This window comes from Micromonospora andamanensis, assembly GCF_016863495.1.
Classification (GTDB): domain Bacteria; phylum Actinomycetota; class Actinomycetes; order Mycobacteriales; family Micromonosporaceae; genus Micromonospora; species Micromonospora andamanensis.
In genome coordinates this window covers 89,263-106,488 of record NZ_BOOZ01000005.1, presented here as the reverse complement: position 1 = coordinate 106,488, position 17,226 = coordinate 89,263, and the positions used below count along the sequence as shown (strand labels likewise).

15 protein-coding genes and 1 pseudogene are annotated in these 17,226 nt (G+C 71.7%); 9 read left to right on the top strand and 7 right to left on the bottom strand.

Translation table 11 applies throughout. The features are described 5' to 3' along the window. Window positions 1-12: 12 nt before the first annotated feature. Window positions 13-1,059 (bottom strand): hypothetical protein, encoded by a 1,047-nt coding sequence (locus tag Van01_RS07050; RefSeq protein ID WP_239098911.1) that lies wholly within the window; start codon window positions 1,057-1,059, stop codon window positions 13-15. Window positions 1,060-1,176: 117 nt separating this feature from the next. Between Van01_RS07050 and Van01_RS07045 the strand changes: the two genes are divergently transcribed. Then, a complete protein-coding gene (locus Van01_RS07045; RefSeq protein ID WP_204002350.1) occupies window positions 1,177-1,929 on the top strand; it encodes a TIGR03089 family protein in 753 nt (250 codons plus the stop codon). Window positions 1,930-2,044: 115 nt separating this feature from the next. Here the strand turns inward: Van01_RS07045 and Van01_RS07040 are convergent, their stop codons facing one another. Continuing rightward, window positions 2,045-3,724: a DNA repair helicase XPB gene (locus Van01_RS07040; RefSeq protein WP_204002348.1), complete on the bottom strand. Its 1,680-nt coding sequence runs from the start codon at window positions 3,722-3,724 to the stop codon at window positions 2,045-2,047. Between the two features lie 478 nt (window positions 3,725-4,202). Here Van01_RS07040 and Van01_RS07035 point away from each other — a divergent pair, with 478 nt between their 5' ends. Beyond that, a complete protein-coding gene (locus Van01_RS07035; protein WP_204002346.1) occupies window positions 4,203-4,442 on the top strand; it encodes a hypothetical protein in 240 nt (79 codons plus the stop codon). 12 nt (window positions 4,443-4,454) lie between these two features. Here Van01_RS07035 and Van01_RS07030 read toward each other — a convergent pair whose 3' ends face one another. Then, entirely contained in the window at window positions 4,455-6,923 is a 2,469-nt protein-coding gene (locus tag Van01_RS07030) for a helicase-associated domain-containing protein (protein ID WP_204002344.1), read from the bottom strand. Between the two features lie 83 nt (window positions 6,924-7,006). On the opposite strand from Van01_RS07030, the gene Van01_RS07025 reads away from it, so the two are divergent. Continuing rightward, window positions 7,007-7,630 (top strand): HAD family hydrolase, encoded by a 624-nt coding sequence (locus Van01_RS07025; RefSeq protein ID WP_204002342.1) that lies wholly within the window; start codon window positions 7,007-7,009, stop codon window positions 7,628-7,630. Window positions 7,631-7,658: 28 nt separating this feature from the next. Then, on the top strand, window positions 7,659-8,045 hold the full coding sequence (locus tag Van01_RS07020) for a cold-shock protein (protein ID WP_099847833.1): 387 nt from the start codon (window positions 7,659-7,661) through the stop codon (window positions 8,043-8,045). Here Van01_RS07020 and Van01_RS07015 read toward each other — a convergent pair. Beyond that, on the bottom strand, window positions 8,006-8,854 hold the full coding sequence (locus tag Van01_RS07015; RefSeq protein ID WP_204002339.1) for a 1,4-dihydroxy-6-naphtoate synthase: 849 nt from the start codon (window positions 8,852-8,854) through the stop codon (window positions 8,006-8,008). The genes Van01_RS07020 and Van01_RS07015 overlap by 40 nt on opposite strands. A gap of 412 nt (window positions 8,855-9,266) precedes the next feature. Between Van01_RS07015 and Van01_RS07010 the strand changes: the two genes are divergently transcribed. Beyond that, complete coding sequence (locus tag Van01_RS07010) at window positions 9,267-10,115, top strand: GNAT family N-acetyltransferase (protein WP_204002336.1); 849 nt, start codon at window positions 9,267-9,269, stop codon at window positions 10,113-10,115. Between the two features lie 44 nt (window positions 10,116-10,159). Here the strand turns inward: Van01_RS07010 and Van01_RS07005 are convergent, their stop codons facing one another. Then, the gene (locus tag Van01_RS07005) at window positions 10,160-10,810 is read right to left on the bottom strand and encodes a futalosine hydrolase (RefSeq protein WP_204002333.1); all 651 of its coding nucleotides are present in this window, start codon (window positions 10,808-10,810) and stop codon (window positions 10,160-10,162) included. Between the two features lie 232 nt (window positions 10,811-11,042). After that, window positions 11,043-12,450: pseudogene (locus tag Van01_RS07000) on the bottom strand (MFS transporter); the annotation flags it as partial. An 87-nt stretch (window positions 12,451-12,537) separates the two neighbouring features. Between Van01_RS07000 and Van01_RS06995 the strand changes: the two are divergent. Further along, the gene (locus Van01_RS06995) at window positions 12,538-13,374 is read left to right on the top strand and encodes a DUF3027 domain-containing protein (protein ID WP_204002326.1); all 837 of its coding nucleotides are present in this window, start codon (window positions 12,538-12,540) and stop codon (window positions 13,372-13,374) included. Window positions 13,375-13,395: 21 nt separating this feature from the next. Here Van01_RS06995 and Van01_RS06990 read toward each other — a convergent pair whose 3' ends face one another. Then, on the bottom strand, window positions 13,396-13,638 hold the full coding sequence (locus Van01_RS06990) for a DUF2530 domain-containing protein (protein ID WP_204002323.1): 243 nt from the start codon (window positions 13,636-13,638) through the stop codon (window positions 13,396-13,398). A gap of 89 nt (window positions 13,639-13,727) precedes the next feature. Here Van01_RS06990 and Van01_RS06985 point away from each other — a divergent pair, with 89 nt between their 5' ends. The 3 genes from Van01_RS06985 (at window position 13,728) to Van01_RS06975 (ending at window position 17,145) form a co-directional block, all read left to right on the top strand. Further along, complete coding sequence (locus tag Van01_RS06985; protein ID WP_204002320.1) at window positions 13,728-15,206, top strand: NCS2 family permease; 1,479 nt, start codon at window positions 13,728-13,730, stop codon at window positions 15,204-15,206. 132 nt (window positions 15,207-15,338) lie between these two features. Beyond that, complete coding sequence (locus Van01_RS06980) at window positions 15,339-15,788, top strand: MarR family winged helix-turn-helix transcriptional regulator (RefSeq protein WP_204002317.1); 450 nt, start codon at window positions 15,339-15,341, stop codon at window positions 15,786-15,788. 79 nt (window positions 15,789-15,867) lie between these two features. Beyond that, window positions 15,868-17,145: an MFS transporter gene (locus Van01_RS06975; RefSeq protein WP_204002301.1), complete on the top strand. Its 1,278-nt coding sequence runs from the start codon at window positions 15,868-15,870 to the stop codon at window positions 17,143-17,145. The last annotated feature ends 81 nt before the right edge of the window (window positions 17,146-17,226 follow it).

Here is a 17,226-nt window from a genome sequence, read left to right as displayed (position 1 = left end):
CCACGGACCCGCTCACCTGTCGGAGCGCACGGCTGCCGACTCGTCGGACCGCCGCAGCCGCGCGTACGCACCGGCGAGCATCGCGACCGCGAGCAGGCTGACGATCACGTCGCTGAGCAGAGCCTGGGTGGGCGACACCTGTGTGTACGGGGGCACCAGGTAGGCCAGCACGGCCGCCCCGAGCAGCGCCCCGGCCGCCCCGGCCAGCACGTGCCGCTGACCCCATCCGGTGCGCCCCGACCACCGGACCAGCATCACCACAAGCGCGGCGACGACAACCACCGACACGGCGACGCCTACCCAGCCGGAGAGCATGCTGACCCCCAGGTAGACGAGCAGCACCAGCAGGCCTGGACGGGTCGGCCTGGGTGCGCCGGCCGGAACCGGAGGCGGTCGACGCCGCCATCGGGGCAGGGCCGCCACCACGACCAAGGCGACGACCACCGACGCCGCCCCGATGAGCTGACCGGGGCTGGCCAGGAACCCCTTGCGCCCACTGTCGTCGGCGAAGACGAGCAGGCTGCCGAGCAGATAGAGCACGGTCACGGCGACCAGTCCCGGTGCCCGCAGCCACGGCCGCAGCCGGCGGGCCGGGGAGAGGTACGACTCGACGATGGCGATCGGCGCGCAGATGGTCAACGCGACGTGGTTACCGACGAAGCTGACCACCTCCTGCGCACTGATGCCCAGCACCGGAACGCGGGTGCGGTCCGCCGCGCTCAGCTCGGCGAACTCGGTGTCGGCCAGGTAGTCGGGGTTGAACAGCGACTGGTCCACCAGGCCCGCCTGGACGACCCCGAACCCCGCCGCCAGCAACACGATCATCGGCCAGCCGCCGCCGGTACGCCGGGCCGCCTCCCGGATGAGCACCGCAGCGCCCCCGTACATCGGGGCCAGCACCACCACGACGCCCAGCATGTCGGTGCCGGCGAAGCCGCCCCACGAGCATTCGGCGGCCCAGGGGGCGAGGAACAGCAGCGCCACGACTGGCGCGAGTCGCCGGAGCATCGGCCGTCGGACGCCGTCGAGCGCGGCCCGCTCGTCCCCGTGAGTAGTCATACCCCTGACTCTCCCGGTGAGGCGGCACCCGGCACCAATGCCATCAGTCATGTGTTCGCCGGTCCGGCGCGCGGGGCCGGCCTCGACAGACGTGGGCGGCAGGAGTAGGACCTACGTATGCGTGCTGCCCTTCCCGTACCGTCCGCCGCCGGTCTCGCCGAGCGCGACCAGCCGTTGATCACCTACCTCGACCACCGGACCGGTGACCGTCACCAGCTGACCGCCGCCGAGCTGGGCGAGTGGTCGGCGCGGGCCGCCGGCCTGCTGCGGAACGGGTGCGGGCTGACGCCGGGCAGCCGGGTGGCGGTGCTGCTGCCGCCGCACTGGCGGACCGCCGCAGTGCTGTTGGGGGCCTGGGCGGTGGGGCTTGAGGTGTCGTTCCGGCCGCGCGCCACGGCCGGGCTGCCGGTGCTGGAGCCCGGCGGCGACCGACCGTACGACGCGGTGCTGGTCACCCCGGAACGGCTCGACGACTGGCTGGAGGACGTACCCGACGGGCTGCACCGGTATCTCGTCGGCACCGGGTCGGCACCGCTCACCGACGTGCCGCCCGGCTGGCTCGACTGGTCGGTGGAGGTGCTGCGGCACGGTGCCGCCCCGGGCGACCGCCCCGTGCTGCACGCCAACGATGCGGCCAGCCCGGACGGCACCAGCTACGCCGAGTGGGGTTCGATCGCGAAGGCGGTGGCCGAGCAACTCGACCTGCGGGTCGGTGATCGGCTGCTCGTCGACGTCGCCGAGCAGGACCAGCCGCTCAAGTGGCTGCTCGCCCCACTCTCCGCAGGTGCCACCGTGCTGCTCTGCGCCAACCTGGACCCCGCCGACCGGGACGCCGTCGCCGCCGCCGAGCAGATCACCCGCGTCCTCTGACCACGCCGAGGCAGGGACGACCCGAGGCGGCAACATCCCTGTTGTTGCTGGGTCGGCCCCGAGGTGAGGCAGCAACAACAGGGATGTTGCGCGGGTCTTGCCGACGGGGATGCGGTCAGTCGACGGTGGGGAGGGGCGGGCCCAGGACGTCGTCGGCGTCGACGATCGTGTACGCGTACCCCTGCTCGGCGAGGAAGCGCTGCCGGTGGGCGGCGTACTCGGTGTCGATGGTGTCCCGGGAGACAACCGTGTAGAAGTGCGCCTGGCGGCCGTCGGCCTTGGGGCGTAGCACCCGGCCCAGGCGTTGCGCCTCCTCCTGCCGGGAGCCGAAGGTGCCGGACACCTGGATGGCCACGGCCGCCTCCGGCAGGTCGATGGAGAAGTTCCCCACCTTCGAGATGACAAGCGTCCGGATCTCCCCGGTGCGGAACGCGTCGAAGAGGCGCTCGCGTTCCTTGTTCGTGGTGGAGCCCTGCACGATCGGAGCGTCGAGATACTCCCCGAGCTGGTGCAACTGGTCGATGTACGCGCCGATGACGAGGGTCTGCTCGTCCGGATGCCGATCGAGCAGGGCGCGCACCACAGGCAGCTTGGTGCGGGCGGTCGCCGCCATCCGGTAGCGCTCCTCCGCCTCCGCCGTCGCGTACGCCATCCGCTCCGCGTCGGTCAGGGTGACCCTGACCTCGACGCACTCGGCGGGGGCGATCCAGCCCTGCGACTCGATGTCCTTCCAGGGCGCGTCGTACCGCTTCGGGCCGATCAGGCTGAACACGTCGCCCTCCCGGCCGTCCTCGCGGACCAGGGTGGCGGTCAGGCCCAGCCGGCGGCGGGCCTGGAGGTCCGCGGTGAAGCGGAAGATCGGCGCGGGCAGCAGGTGCACCTCGTCGTAGACGACAAGACCCCAGTCGCGGGCACCGAACAGATCCAGATGCGTGAACGCGCCACCGCGCCGCGAGGTGAGCACCTGGTACGTGGCGATGGTCACCGGACGGATCTCCTTGCGCTCGCCCGAGTACTCGCCGATCTCCTCCTCGGTGAGCGAGGTCCGGGCGATCAGCTCGCGTTTCCACTGCCGGCCGGCCACCGTGTTGGTGACCAGGATCAGCGTGGTGGCCTTCGCCTCGGCCATCGCCGCCGCACCCACGAGCGTCTTGCCGGCACCGCAGGGCAGCACCACCACACCCGAACCGCCGGCCCAGAACGCCTCGACCGCCTCCCGCTGGTACGACCGCAGGGTCCACGGCTTGCGACCGTCCTTACCGGCCTCGGCCAGCTCGATCGGGTGTGCCTCGCCGTCGACGTACCCGGCCAGGTCCTCCGCCGGCCAGCCGAGCTTGAGCAGGGCCTGCTTGAGTCGCCCCCGCTCGGAGGGGTGCACCGCGATGGTGTCGTCGTCGAGGCGGTTGCCGAGCATCCCGGCGAGCTTCTTGCTCTTGGCCACCTCGACCAGCACCACCCGGTCCAGGGCGCGCAGGACCAGGCCGTGCGCCGGATCGTTGGCGAGCTGAAGCCGCCCGTACCGGTCCATCGTCTCGGCCACGTCCACGAGCAGCGCGTGGGGCACCGGGTACCGCGAATACTTGATCAGGGCGTCCACCACGCCCTCGGCGTCGTGGCCGGCCGCGCGGGCGTTCCACAGCCCGAGCGGGGTCAGCCGGTACGTGTGCACGTGCTCGGGTGACCGCTCCAACTCGGCGAAGGGTGCGATGGCCATCCGGCAGGCCTGTGCGTCGGGATGGTCGATCTCCAACAGGAGGGTCTTGTCCGACTGCACGATAAGCGGTCCACCACTCACGCCGAATCCTCTCGTCCGTACGGCTGACCCGGCCGCCGGGAGCAGGTGCCTGACCTGCCGCAGGGCGACCATCCAGTGTTGCACGCGAGGGCGGGTGGCGAGAAAGTGCGCGCTCCGCGCAACCCTGCCGGTGCTTCTGCGCGTCTAGCAGTAGGGGACGAGTCGTCGAGGTCGGCGGATCGGTGGATGGTGAACGGCCACCGTACGCCCTCGCGGTCGTCATGCCGGTCGGTTCCGGTGCGTAGCGCGTTCGATCCACGGCCGAACGGGCCAGGAAGCGGGGGCCTTTCCCGTCGCCGTGGACAGCCAACGGGGGCGAGCGGCGCGCCCGGGCCGAACCGGCGACCCCACCGCACCGTTTCGCCGCCCGCCGTCCCCGGGTAGGAGCCGAACCGGATCGGTACCCGATGGTGCTGGTCGACAGCCGTCAAGGGTGACACCCTTGACGTTCAGGGCCGGACCGTACGGGGGAGGGCAGATGACCGTTGATCAGGAAGTTGTCCCCAAGCGAGAGCAGGCAGAGTCGGCCGAACCCGTCTCCACCGCGACCGTGATCGCGTACACGATCGTCGGTGTCGTCCTGTTCGGCTGGTTCCTCTTCGGCTGGCTGGTGCTCCAGCAGGGCTTCGTCGACTCGGTAGGTGAGGCCGCCGGTACCGGGTTCGCTCTGCTGCTGATCGTGGCGATCATCGGGTCGGTGCGGCGTAGCCGCCGCTGACCCGGCCGAACGTCACTTCTCCAGCACCGCTGCGGTGATCCGGTGCAGCGCGAAGGTGTGCAGCATCTCGGTGCGCTCGTCCTCGGCGCGCAGGTAGCCCGCGCCGAGCGAGACCGGCCGCACCAGCCGGGACGCGGTCGCCCCGTGTGCGTCGACGTAGCCGACCCAGACCAGCGCCTTGTCCCGTACCGCCTGTTGCAGCACGGCCAGGGCATCGTGGTGACCGTGCGCGGGGGTCGGCCCGTCCGGCGTCGCGCCCCGCACCACAGCGGGGGCCCGTCGGGCCGCCCGCGCCACCGCGTCACCCCGGCGGATCTGCTCCACCACGCCGAGCAGACGGGGCAGCGGCAGACGTGGGGTGGCGAGTGGGTCGAGTGCCCGACTCGCCACCGACACCCGGGCCGGCGCCCGTCGGGTCTTGGGCCGGGTGAGCACCGTCGACCCGGTGGCATCCTCGGCCACCGGGGCGTAGCCGGCCTCCCGGAGCACGCTCAGCAGCCGGCCACCCTGGTACGGGGTCACCAGCACGGTCGGCGCGAGCCGACGCAGCGCCAGTGCCTCGACCCGCCGGTCGGCCAGCACCTCGGCCAGCAGCGCCTCGTCGTCGCTGCGCAGGTACGCCCCGGCGGAGCCGATACGCAGCCCGCCGTGCTTGCGGGCCACGTCGTCGATCAGGTACGTCAATCCCTGCGGTACCGGGGTGCGGGATCGACGGCGGAACAGTTCGTGCAGGTCGTCGGCGGAGTAGCCGGCGTCCAGGGCACGTCGCACACTGCCCGTGGTGATCCGGTGCACGCTCGCCCCACCCGCCGACTCGGGCTCGGCGACCACCTCCAGTTCGGCGGCGAGCGCCGGCTCCGGCGGCCCGGGCACCACCACGGTCAGGTCAGCCTGGACGAGGAAGTGGTCCACCGGGGCGGGTAGCAGCGTGTCGAGCACCCGGACCGCGCTGCCGCCGTCCTCGGCGTCGGCCCGCAGCCCCAACGGGTCGTCCGTCGCGCCGTCCTCGCTCGCCGTCGCCTCGGCCAGCAGCAGCCGCCCGTACGAGGTGAGCGTGCCCAGCCCGGTCACGCCCAACGTGGCCGCCTCGGCCAGCACCTCCCGATGCGCGTTCTCCCGGCCACGGCTGCGTCGGGGCGCCCGCCAGTCCAGCAGCGCCAGCACCTCCTCGGCGCTGGGCGCCGCGGCCGGTTCGAGATCCGCGAGTACGCCGAGCACCGCCCGCCGGGCGGCCGGGGCACCCACCCGTTCCGCCTCCGCCGACAGCACCGTGATCGGGCGGTCCCGGTCGTCGCGCTGGCCGACCAGCCCGACCTGTCGGGTCATGGTCAGCCAGGCCCGGGCCACCTGCTCCCAGCGTTGGGCCAGCGAACCGGCCCGCCACATCTCGTACCCGGCGGTGGGCAGCACCTGCTGGTCGGCGCCGTACCGGCCGGCGACGCCGGGCAGTTCCATCTCACCGGTCAGCCCGGCCGCGTACGCCACCTCCAGCAGCAGCGCGGCTGTCGGCTCGTCCAACCCGGTGACCCGCGCCAACCGGCGCAGGTCACGCACGCCGATTCCGCCCGACCGCAGTACCGGTGCCGGTTCGGCGGCCAACTGCTCCAGCAGCGCCTCGGTGTGGCGTACCACCTCCATGGTCTGCCCGGCCCCGGCGGAGTCGGCCGCCTTCGGCTCGCGCGGCGTGGCGGCCACCTGGGGCGGGCTGCTGCTCAGCGGACCCAGCGGGCCGGTGTCGCGGCGCAGCAGCAACCCGATCTCCCGGGGCAGCTCGACCATGCCGGCGGTGCCACCCTTACCGCCGGAGACCCGTACCAGCAGCCGGTGGTCGACAAGCCACCGCACCGGAGAGCCGGTCGGCGCGCCGCCGTTCGTGTCGTCCGGTGGCAGGTCGTCGTCCGCGCCGACCGCAGGTGCCTGCAACGCGCCGGGCGGCACGCTGCCGACAGGTGGACCGGCGGCCAGCCGGTCCAGGATCGCCCGGGCCGACGGCGGCGCGGAGAGCAGCGTCCGCCGCAGCTTCGCCGGGTCCGCGCAGAGCGCGGCCGTGCGCGGGTCCAGCTCCGCCGCCGGCCGACCGAGCCCCGCAGGGTACGGGGAGATCTCGTCGATGCCACCGACGAGGTGCAGGGCCCGGTCGGTGCCGTACAGCAGGAAGCGGGCACGTAGCCGGTCGACGGCGGCCCGCACGGCGGTGGGCGCGGGTGGGTTGGGGCCGTTGGTGGCCAGGGCGAGGACCCCGTCGACCGAGGTGGTGCCGTCGGCCGGGTCACGGGTCAACCGGGCGGCGTCCAGGATCTGGAGCGTGAACTGGTCCAGCCCGTCGAGCGCGCGCGACACCGAGACGCGGGACTGTGCCCGGATGGCGAGGGCGGCCACGTCGGCGGGGACCGGTACGACGAGGTCGGGCCGTAGCTGAAGGAGCGCGGCGAGGGACTCGTCGGGCAGCGACCGCAGGTGGTCGGCGAGTGAGGTGCTCATCGTCGTTCCACGCTAGCCCGGAGGGGGGCACTCTCGCCCATCGGACGTCCCGGCCGGTCCGACTGGCCGGGTAGCTTTCCAGGATGCCTTCGTTGACCGTCGGATTCGATCTCGACATGACGCTTGTCGACTCGCGTCCCGGGATCGCCGCGACGTACCGCGCGTTGACCGAACGGACCGGCGTACCCGTCGATGCCGATGTCGCCGTGTCCCGGCTCGGCCCGCCGCTGCGTACCGAGATCGCCCACTGGTTTCCACCGGAGCAGGTCGAGGAGGCGGTGGCCGTCTACCGCGAGCTGTACCCGGCGTACGCGATCACGCCGACCGTGCCACTGCCCGGCGCGGTGGCGGCCCTCGCCGCGGTCCGTGATCGCGGTGGCCGGGTGCTGGTGGTCACCTCCAAGGTCGGTCGGCTGGCCCGGCTGCACCTGGATCACCTGGGGCTGGCCGTGGACGAGCTGGCCGGTGACCTGTTCGCCGAGGAGAAGGCGACCGCGTTGCGGGCGCACGGGGCGACCCACTACGTCGGCGATCATGTGGCGGACATGGTGGCCGCCGCTGCGGCCGGAGTGCCCGGCATCGCGGTGGCCACGGGCCCGTGTTCGGCCGATGAACTGCGCACGGCCGGGGCGGCGACGGTGCTTGCGGATCTCACCGGATTCCCGGCGGCGCTCGACGGGATGATCCGGCTAGCCTTGAGGCAGTAGACGGTTCAAGCGAAGCAGAGGTTCTCAGGTGCCTACGGGTCGAGTGAAGTGGTACGACGCGGCCAAGGGATACGGGTTCGTCACCAGCGACGAGGGTGGCGACGTGTTCCTGCCGAAGGGCGCGCTACCTGCGGGTGTCACCGAACTCAAGGGCGGCCAGCGCATTGATTTCAGCGTGGTGGACAGCCGGCGGGGCACCCAGGCGATGGGGGTGAAGCTCCTCGACGCGCCGCCGTCCGTGGCGGAGCTGCGCCGACGTCCCGCCGAGGAGCTGCACGGCCTGGTCGAGGACATGATCAAGGTGTTGGAGGCGAAGGTCCAGCCCGACCTGCGTCGGGGCCGCTTCCCCGACCGCAGGACCGCACAGAAGATCGCTCAGCTGGTCCACGCGGTCGCCCGCGAGCTGGAGGTCTGAGGCACGAGCCCGGCGTCGGTGGCCCGGCCGAGCAGTGCCTCGACGGCAGCGAAACCCGCCTCACCGAGGTCTGCGGTGAACTCGTTGACGTAGAGGCCGATGTGCTGGTCCACCACGTCGGGCTCCATCTCCTGGGCGTGCGCCAGCACGTACGCCCGGCTGGCCGCCGGATCGGCCCAGGCCCGCTGGACGGAGTCCCGGATCCAGCCGGCGGCCTGCTGCGGGTCGACCACACCACGGCGGGCCAGGATCGCACCGAGCGGGATCGGCAGCCCGGTGTCGGACTCCCACCACTCGCCCAGGTCGACCAGGGCGGTGAGGCCGTGTCGTGGATAGGTGAACCGGGCCTCGTGGATCACCAGTCCGGCGTCGTACCGCCCAGCGGCCACGCCCGGCATGATCTCGTGGAACGGCACCACCTCGATGCGCTCTGGTGCCCGCCCGGCCGCCCAGAGCCGGAACAGCAGGTAGGCCGTGGTCCGGTCACCAGGCACCGCCACGGTGGCACCGCTGAGGTCGTCCCGGTCCGGCCCGCCGTCGCGGTCGGCCCGGGTGAGCACCAGCGGGCCGCATCCCCGACCCAGCGCACCCCCGCAGGGCAGCAGGTGGTAGTCCTCCAGCAGCCACGGCAGCGCCGCGTAACTCACCTTCACCAGGTCGTACGCGCCGCGTTCGGCGGCCGTGTTGGTGACGTCGACGTCGGCGTACGTCACCTCGACAGGCGGCGCGCCGGGCACCTGTCCGTGCACCAGCGCGTGGAAGACGAACGTGTCGTTGGGGCAGGGCGAGATAGCCAGCGAGAGCGCCACACCCCCACCGTAGCTCCGCCGACTCACTGCACCCCCCGCCGCCGGCCTCACCCCCGCCTGCCCCGGCGCACACCGGGCCTCGCGCTCCTGCCCCGTTCCGGCGGCAGGTGCGGGTGTGGTGGGCACGTCCTGTCGAGCTGAGGGCGTAAACGAATCGCCGCTGGGCGCTAGAGACGTCGGTCGCGTGGGATGACCGTCGTCTGGTCTGCCGCCCGCGTCTGCTGTTCCGCGTCCGTCGGGCCGATAGCACGGATGGTTCAGCTCGACAGCGCGCCAACACCATGTGCCGCCGCCTGGAGGATCGGATTGACATCGGGCTGCGGCATCCTCGCCGTGGCCTGTTATCCACAGGATTATCCACAGGCTCGCGGCCGGGATTGAGTGACTGCGAGGGCGCTGGGAGCATCGGTGGATGGGGGACGACGAGGATGAGATGCTCGATCTTGGGTCGGTGCTGCGGGCGTTGCGTCGGCAGGCTGACCTGAGTCAGCGGGAGCTGGCAGAGCGGTCCGGCGTGCCGCAGTCGACAGTGGCGCGGATCGAGTCCGATCGGTCCGCCGGTGCCCAGTTTCGAACGGTGCAGCGCCTGGTACGGGCGGCGGGCGGGGCGCTACGGATCGCCGGTCCCGACGAACAAGCCCCGCCCTGCCCCGACGAACAAGCCCTGTCCGGCGAAGTGATCTGCGACGACATCCGTCGGGACGATGCGGGCCGGCGCTATCCGGCGCACCTGGACGTCCGGCAGGTCCGGACGCTGAAGGACTGGCCCGGTGCCTGGTGGGCCCATTGGTACTCGCTGCCGCCTGACCGGTGGCCGCTGCGGGTTCCCGAGGTGACCTACGACCTCGACCGGGGCCGCCGGGACGAGCGGCGACTCCGGGAGCGGCTCCGTGATTCGGTACGGATCCGTCGCCTCATCGACGGTGTGCCGGACGGTTGCTGGCGGCTCGTGGCGGAACTGCCCGGTGGCGACGTCGTCGGCGAGCTGCGTGCCCATGAGCGCAGTCTCGACCTGCTGCTCGGGGAGGACCTGGGTGATCGTCGCGAGGTGGTACTCGACGGTGTGCTGGTGGCACCCCGGCTCCGCCTGCTCGGCATCGGGCGTCGGCTGGTGGCTCGCCTCACGGAGGAAATCCAGCAGACCGGTCCGCGCGCGATCTGCGCCACAGCCGAGTTCGGCGGCATCCACTTCCTGCTGGCGTGCGGTTACCGGATCGAGTGGAGCCGGCCGCAGGCGCTGCGGCTCGACCCGCCGAGGTGAACCGGACCGGACGGGACGGGGTGGGCGGGCACGAGGCGGCGGCGTCAGCGTAGGGCGGAGGCGGCGGCGGTGAGGGCGGTGAGGGCGTCGCGCAGGCGCCACGCGTCCCGGTCACGTGGGCCGATCGGGTTCGAGATGGTACGCAGTTCGACGAAGGGCACCCCGGCCTGGCTGGCGGCGACCGCCACGCCGTACCCCTCCATGGCTTCGGCCACCGCGTCAGGGTGACGTCGGATCAGTTCGTCGGTGCCTGTCGTGGTGCCGGTAACGGTACTGACGGTCAGCACCGGTCCCACGGTCGCTGCCGGCAGCGCCACGCGTAGGGCTGCCAGCAGCGTGGCGTCGGCGTCGACGGCAGTACCGCCGCCGAGCAGCTCGGCAGGCATGCCGAGTTCGTCGATCGGGATGAAGCCGTCGGGTGACTCCGCGCCCAGGTCGGCGGCGATGGCCCGGGTGCCGAGCACGGTGCCACCGACCGCGACCCGGCGGGCGAAGCCGCCGGCCACCCCCGCACTCACCACCGCCCGGTACGGGCGGCCAGCCATCTCGGCGAGTGCCAGCAACCGGGCCGTCGCCGCACCGGCGACCGCCGGGCCGACCCCCACCGGCAGTACCGCCACTGTCGGGTCGGCGAGGCCGGCCTGGATCGCCTCCGCCTCGGCCGGCACCGCGGTCACCACGAGCAGACCACTCACGTGATCGAACCCGGTGAGCTGCGCCGCGTCTCGTCGTCGCCACCACCGGAACCGGTGACCGTCGAGGACGGGCGGTAGATGTGGAAGCCCGGTGGTGCCAGCCCTGGCTCCTCCGGATCGCGTCCGCCCTGGTAGGGCGCCGGGGACGTGGGGGTGGCCCCGGCGGCGCGCTCCTCGGCGTGTTCCTGCTCGGCACGCTCTTTCTCGGCGCGTTCCTCCTCGGCCTGCTTCTCAGCGGTCAGCTCGTCGTCGGTGAGCGGCCGTCCACGCAGTTTCTCGGCCCGCAGCCGTCGGGCCATCACAAGCGCCCGGGCGGCGGCGAGGGCACCGACACCAGCGGCGACCGCGATGCCGATCCGGCCGTCGAAGGGTACGAGCCCCAGCCCGCCACCGGCGACGAAGGCGAGCATCAGCGCGGTCTCGGAATGGGCGAAGGAACTGGCCCGCAACCGTTCCGGGATGCGTTCCTGGATCGAGGCGTCCACCGCCAGTTTGGCGATGCCACTCATCATCGCCGTCACCACGCAGAGCAGGGCGACCATCGGCAGCGAGAAGCTCAGCACGGTGAGCACGCCCACCCCGGCGACGATCACCATGCCGCTGGACTGGAGGGCGGCCGGCCGGTGGATGCGCAACCGGGTACCGATCGCGGTGGCCAGGAAGGTACCGACGGCAAGTGCTCCGCCGACCAGGCCGAGGGCCCACTCATCGCCCAGGTCACGCCCGAACACCACGGTGGTCAGGTCGCCGGCCTTGATGGTGAAGGCCAGGAAGAGCAGCAGGAATCCGTAGACCGCGCGCAGCGTGGCCGCGCCGACCAGGGTCGAGATCACCAGCCGCCCGGCGGGTCTGCCCCGGCCCAGCGGTCGCTCGTCAGTGCCCCGACGCAGCGCCCGCAGCGGTCGCGGTACCCGCTCCGGCGGCTCGGAGTCGGCCTTCGGCGGCAGCCGTAGGGAGATCACCATGCCGACCAGGAAGATCACTGAAGCGACCCGCAACGGCCACTGCGGCCCGAACCAGAACGCGGCCAGCCCGATCGGTGCGACGAGCGCTCCCGCCACCGTGCCGTAGACGCTGGCCCGGGCACCCACCTGGGACAGGCCGAGCCCCTCCGGCAGCAACCGGGGTACGGCCGCGGAGCGGGCGACACCGTACGCCCGGGAGAGTGCCAGCACCCCGAAAGCCGCTGGATAGAGCCCGAAGCCGTGGATGTAGTCGGAGATCAGCCAGGCCAGGAAGGCCCGGCCCAGCATGGTGCTGGCCAGGGCGTACCGACGGCCGTGCCGGAAGTGGTCGAGCAGCGGCCCGACAACCGGTGCGAGCATGGCGAAGGGCACCATGGTCACCAGCAGGTAGAGCGCGACCTTGCTCCGTGCCTCGCCGAGCGGCACGTTGAAGAAGATCGTCCCGGCCAGCCCGATGGCGATGAGTGTGTCACCGGCACAGGAGATCGCGTGCAGATCGAACAGGCGGACCATGCCGGTCTCCCCGCCGGCACCCCGGGCCCGAGCCCGAGCGGCACTGCGGGTCACCCAGCGACCGCTGCTCAGGGAGCCGCGCAGCATCAGCCGGGTGGCGCGGATGCCGGTGCCGACGGTCCGCCCGAGGAGGGACCGCTCAGAGCGGGAGAACAGCGGCATGGCACCCATCCTGACCCATCGGCCGGGGCAATGCTGCGCCACCGCCGGAGAACACCTCTGGGGAGTGCCTCACAGCCCACCCACCCGATGGGGAACAATGGTCGGGTGACCAGGCCCGCCTCCGCCCGTGCCGCCCGTCTTGACCAGGTCTGCGCCGCTGCCGTCGAGGTGGCGCGCGCCGGCATCACCGAGGTGGGCCCCGACGACGTCGGCGACCACCTCCAGGCCGTTGCCGAGGGTGATCGACTTGTCACCCACTATTTCGAGTGCCGCCTGGCCGGCTACCGCGGCTGGCGGTGGGCGGTCACCGTGACGCGGGTGCCGCGCAGTCGTACCGTGACGATCTGTGAGACGGTCCTGCTGCCCGGGCCTGACGCGTTGCTCGCGCCCGGCTGGCTGCCCTGGCAGGAGCGCCTCAAGCCCGGCGACCTGGGCCCCGGCGACTTGTTGCCGACCCCGTCGGACGACGAGCGCCTCCAACCCGGCTACCTCCTCTCCGACGACCCGGCGGTCGAGGAGACCGCCTGGGAACTGGGGCTCGGTCGGCCCCGGGTGATGTCGCGGGAGGGACGGATCGAGACGGCCCAGCGCTGGTACGACGGCGATCACGGCCCCGCGGCACCGATCTCCGCCTCCGCGCCCGCCGCTGCCCGCTGCGGCACCTGCGGCTTCTACCTGCCACTCGCGGGCAGGCTGCGGCAGTGCTTCGGTGTCTGCGGCAACTTCTACGCACCGGACGACGGTCGGGTGGTCAGCGCCGACCATGGCTGCGGCGCCCACTCGGAGACGCTTGTCGAGGCTGACACGGCTGTCGACGAGATGCCCACCGTCTACGACGACAGCGCGGTGGAGCCGATGGCGGTCAGCCGTGCGTCCGGTTCGGTCGAGGGCGGCGAGCCGGCGGAGCCGTACGGGCACTCCTGACAGTGGCCGGCGCCGGCCCGCTCAACCGGCGGCGTGACGGCGGCGGCGATTGGCGTCGTGCCGCATCATCACCGCCAGGCCGGGGAAGCCCCACAGGAATCCGGCCAGGCAGATCCAGAGCCAGTTCTCGTGGCCACTGGCGGCCAACCGGTCGCGGAAGAGCAGCAGCACCAACCCGGCGACGGCCCAGGCTGCCATTCCGGCGAGCGCGAACGGCACCATCGGCGGATCGAGCGGCTCGGGGCGGGGTGGCGGGGTGGGCACCCGGCCAGCCTACGTGACCCTGCTTCCCGGCAGGTCGGCCATCTGCGACGATGCGCGCGACAACCCGATGATCCGCTGTGAGGTTCCTGATGGCAGTAGCGCCGCCCGACAACGGCACCCCACCCGGTTCCGGTCAGCCGCGTAACGGCTTCGACCGGTACTTCGAGATTTCGGCCCGCGGCTCGACGCTGACCCGCGAGGTGCGCGGTGGCCTGGCCACCTTCTTCACGATGGCGTACATCGTGGTGCTCAATCCGCTCATCCTCGGCAGCGCCGTCGACGGTGACAACCAGACCCTGCCGATCCCCGCGATCGCGGCGGCCACCGCCCTGGTCGCCGGACTGATGACCATCCTGATGGGCGTGGTCGGCCGGTTCCCGCTGGCGGTCGCCGCCGGGCTCGGGGTGAACGCCCTTGTGGCGTACGAGATCGCCCCCGAGATGACCTGGGCCGACGCGATGGGCCTGGTGGTGATCGAAGGTCTGATCATCGCGGTGCTGGTGCTGACCGGGCTGCGTACTGCGGTGTTCCGCTCGGTGCCGACCCAGATGAAGACGGCGATCGGCGTCGGTATCGGCCTGTTCCTCACCATCATCGGCCTGGTGGACGCCGGCTTCGTACGGCGGATTCCGGACGAGGCGAACACCACGGTGCCGCTCGGCCTGGGCATCGGCGGCAAGCTCGTCAGTTGGCCGATGCTGGTCTTCGTGGTGGGTCTGCTGGTGACCCTGGTGCTCGTGGTGCGGCGGGTGAAGGGGGCCATCCTGGTCGGCATCCTCGCCTCCACGGTGTTGGCCATGGTGGTGGAGGCGGTGGGCAACATCGGCCCGTCCTTCGTCGACGGTGTGCCGAACCCGAAGGGCTGGTCGCTGAACGTCCCGACGCTGCCGAGCAACCCGTTCGACGTTCCGGACCTGTCCCTGCTCGGCCAGTTCAACGTGCTGGACTCGTGGGGGCGGGCCGGTTGGCTGGTCGTACTGATGTTCATCTTCACCCTGCTCATCACCGACTTCTTTGACACGATGGGCACGATGGTGGCCGTCGGTCAGGAGGGCGGCATGCTCGACGAGCAGGGCACCCCGCCGCGCACCAGGGAGATCCTGCTCGTCGACTCGATCGCGGCGGCGAGTGGTGGTGCGGCGAGCGTCTCCAGCAACACGTCGTACATCGAGAGTGCCGCCGGTGTCGCGGAGGGCGCCCGGACCGGGGTGGCCAACCTGGTCACCGGCGTGCTCTTCCTGCTGGCCATGTTCCTCGCGCCGCTGGTGGTGGTCGTCCCGTTCGAGGCGGCGTCGGTCGCACTTGTGGTGGTCGGCTTCCTGATGATGACGGCGGTGCGGACCATCGACTGGTCCGACTACGAGATCGCCATCCCGGCCTTCCTCACCATCGTGTTGATGCCGTTCACCTACTCGATCTCCAACGGGATCGGGGCGGGCCTGATCGTGTACGTGGTGGTCAAGCTGGCCAAGGGCAAGTCCCGGGAGATCCACCCGCTGCTGTACGCGGTGGCGGCGCTGTTCGTGGTGTACTTCCTGCGCGGTCCGATCGAGACGCTGCTCTTCTGACAGTGGCCCGGGCCGGGCTTGCGTGATCCACCCGACGTGATGCGTACGCCCGGCCCGGAGCAGGAGAAACGTCGGGGTGAGCATGGTCATATCCGCTGCGCCTCGGTCAGCTAATTAGTTAGGCTAACTATCGTGACGGAGCGGACGGTGACGGCTCAGAGCATGCCACCGGCGCAACTGGCCCTTCAGTTGCGTGATGCGATCACCCGGTTGAACCGGCGGGTCCGCCAGGCCCGGCCGGTAGGTGACCTGACGGTCACCCAACTGTCCGCGCTCACCAGCCTTCGGTTGGCGGGCGCGCTCACGCCGCGGGAACTCGCCGACGTCGAACGGGTGCAGCCACCGACGATGACGAAGATCGTCGCGAAGCTGGAGGAGCGCGGCCTCGTGCAGCGCACCCCCCACCCGACCGACGGTCGGCAGGTCATCCTCGCGACGACCGAGGGGGGCCGGGCCGTGCTCGACCAGTTCGAGCGGGTCCGGGACGAGTGGCTGGCCCGCCGGCTGGCCGAGTTGAGCGACGCCGACCGGGAGACCCTGCACCACGCAGCGGAGATCCTCCAGCGACTCTCCCGAGCCTGACGCCGCGCACACCTGGTGTGCCCCGCGCCGTGCCGTCCGTCGTTGACGACGCGTACGACCGCGAGGAGGCGCACCAAGAGTGCAGGCAAGGCTGAGCACGATGTTCCAGTCCCTACAGGTCCGCAACTACCGGCTCTTCGCATTCGGGCAACTGGTCAAGCTGATCGGTGTCTGGATGATGTTCATCGCCCAGGACTGGCTGGTCCTCGAGCTTTCCGGCGACTCGGCAACCGCGCTCGGCGTGGTCGTCGCGCTCCAGTTCACCCCGGTACTGCTGCTCACGCTGCTCTCCGGCCGCCTCGCCGACCGGTACGACAAGCGGATGCTCCTCTTCGTGGCCAACGCGTTCTGGACCGTGCTGTCGCTGGCCATGAGCCTGCTGGTACTCACCGGCCTGGTCCAGCTGTGGCACGTCTTCGTCTTCGCCGCCCTGCTCGGCGTGGCAAACGCGGTGGAGACCCCGGTGCGCCAGGCGTTCGTCTCCGAACTTGTCGGCACGTCGCTGCTGCCCAACGCACTCTCGCTCAACGCGGCCGTGTTCAACTCGGCCCGCATCGTCGGCCCGGCCGTGGCCGGGTTGGCCATCGCCGCCTTCGACGTCGGGCCGGTCTTCCTGGTCACCGCGCTCAGCTCGATCGCGCCGCTGGTCACGGTGATCAGGATGCGTCCGGCCGAACTGCACCGGGACCCGCTGCCACCGCGCGACGAGCGGGCCGCCGCGACAGTGCTCGACGGGCTGCGCTACGTCGGCCGACGGCCCGACCTGCTGCTCCCGATGGTGGTGATGTCGGTGATCGGGATGTCGCTGTTCAACTTCCAGCTGACACTTGCGGCGTTGGCGAAGACCGTCTTCAACACCGGGGCCGCCTCGTTCGGTCTGTTCAGCACCACGCTCGCCGTCGGCGCACTTATCGGTGCCCTCGCCGGGACCGGCCGGCGGAGCCGTCCCTCGGTCTGGCTGGTGCTGGGTGCCGCGATCGGCTGCGCCACCTTCGGCACCCTCGTCGGACTGGCCCCGGCGTACTGGATGGTGGTGGCCCTGCTGCCGCCCACCGGCTTCTTCATGGTCTACTTCGCCCAGGCGGCGAACCAGCGGGTGCAGCTCGGCACCGACGCCGCGTTCCGGGGCCGGGTGATGGCGCTGTGGGTGCTGGTGTTCCTGGGCACCAACCCGGTCGGCGCACCGATCATCGGTTGGGTCGCCGAGACCTTCGGCGCCGGTGCCAGCATCTGGGCCGGTGGGCTGCTCTCGCTGACCACCGCGCTGCTCGCGCTGGCCTGGCAGCTGCGCCGGGCCGGGGCCCGGCTGCGGTTCCGGGTGCTTCCGCTGCCCCGGTTCTACGTCACCGAGGTGTGAGCGGAGTCGGCACTGCGGGCCAGCCCGTCGCCGGGCCCGCAGAATGCGGAAAATCGGTTACCTGACGCTCCGCAGCGGCAT

Bases quoted from the DNA above. Each gene is read 5' to 3' on its own strand.
- Van01_RS07010 (WP_204002336.1), top strand. From the start codon at position 9,267: ATGGGGGACGACGAGGATGAGATGCTCGATCTTGGGTCGGTGCTGCGG.
- Van01_RS06995 (WP_204002326.1), top strand. From the start codon at position 12,538: ATGGGGAACAATGGTCGGGTGACCAGGCCCGCCTCCGCCCGTGCCGCC.
- Van01_RS07050 (WP_239098911.1), bottom strand. From the start codon at position 1,059: ATGACTACTCACGGGGACGAGCGGGCCGCGCTCGACGGCGTCCGACGG.
- Van01_RS06985 (WP_204002320.1), top strand. From the start codon at position 13,728: ATGGCAGTAGCGCCGCCCGACAACGGCACCCCACCCGGTTCCGGTCAG.
- Van01_RS07045 (WP_204002350.1), top strand. From the start codon at position 1,177: ATGCGTGCTGCCCTTCCCGTACCGTCCGCCGCCGGTCTCGCCGAGCGC.
- Van01_RS07035 (WP_204002346.1), top strand. From the start codon at position 4,203: ATGACCGTTGATCAGGAAGTTGTCCCCAAGCGAGAGCAGGCAGAGTCG.
- Van01_RS07025 (WP_204002342.1), top strand. From the start codon at position 7,007: ATGCCTTCGTTGACCGTCGGATTCGATCTCGACATGACGCTTGTCGAC.
- Van01_RS07030 (WP_204002344.1), bottom strand. From the start codon at position 6,923: ATGAGCACCTCACTCGCCGACCACCTGCGGTCGCTGCCCGACGAGTCC.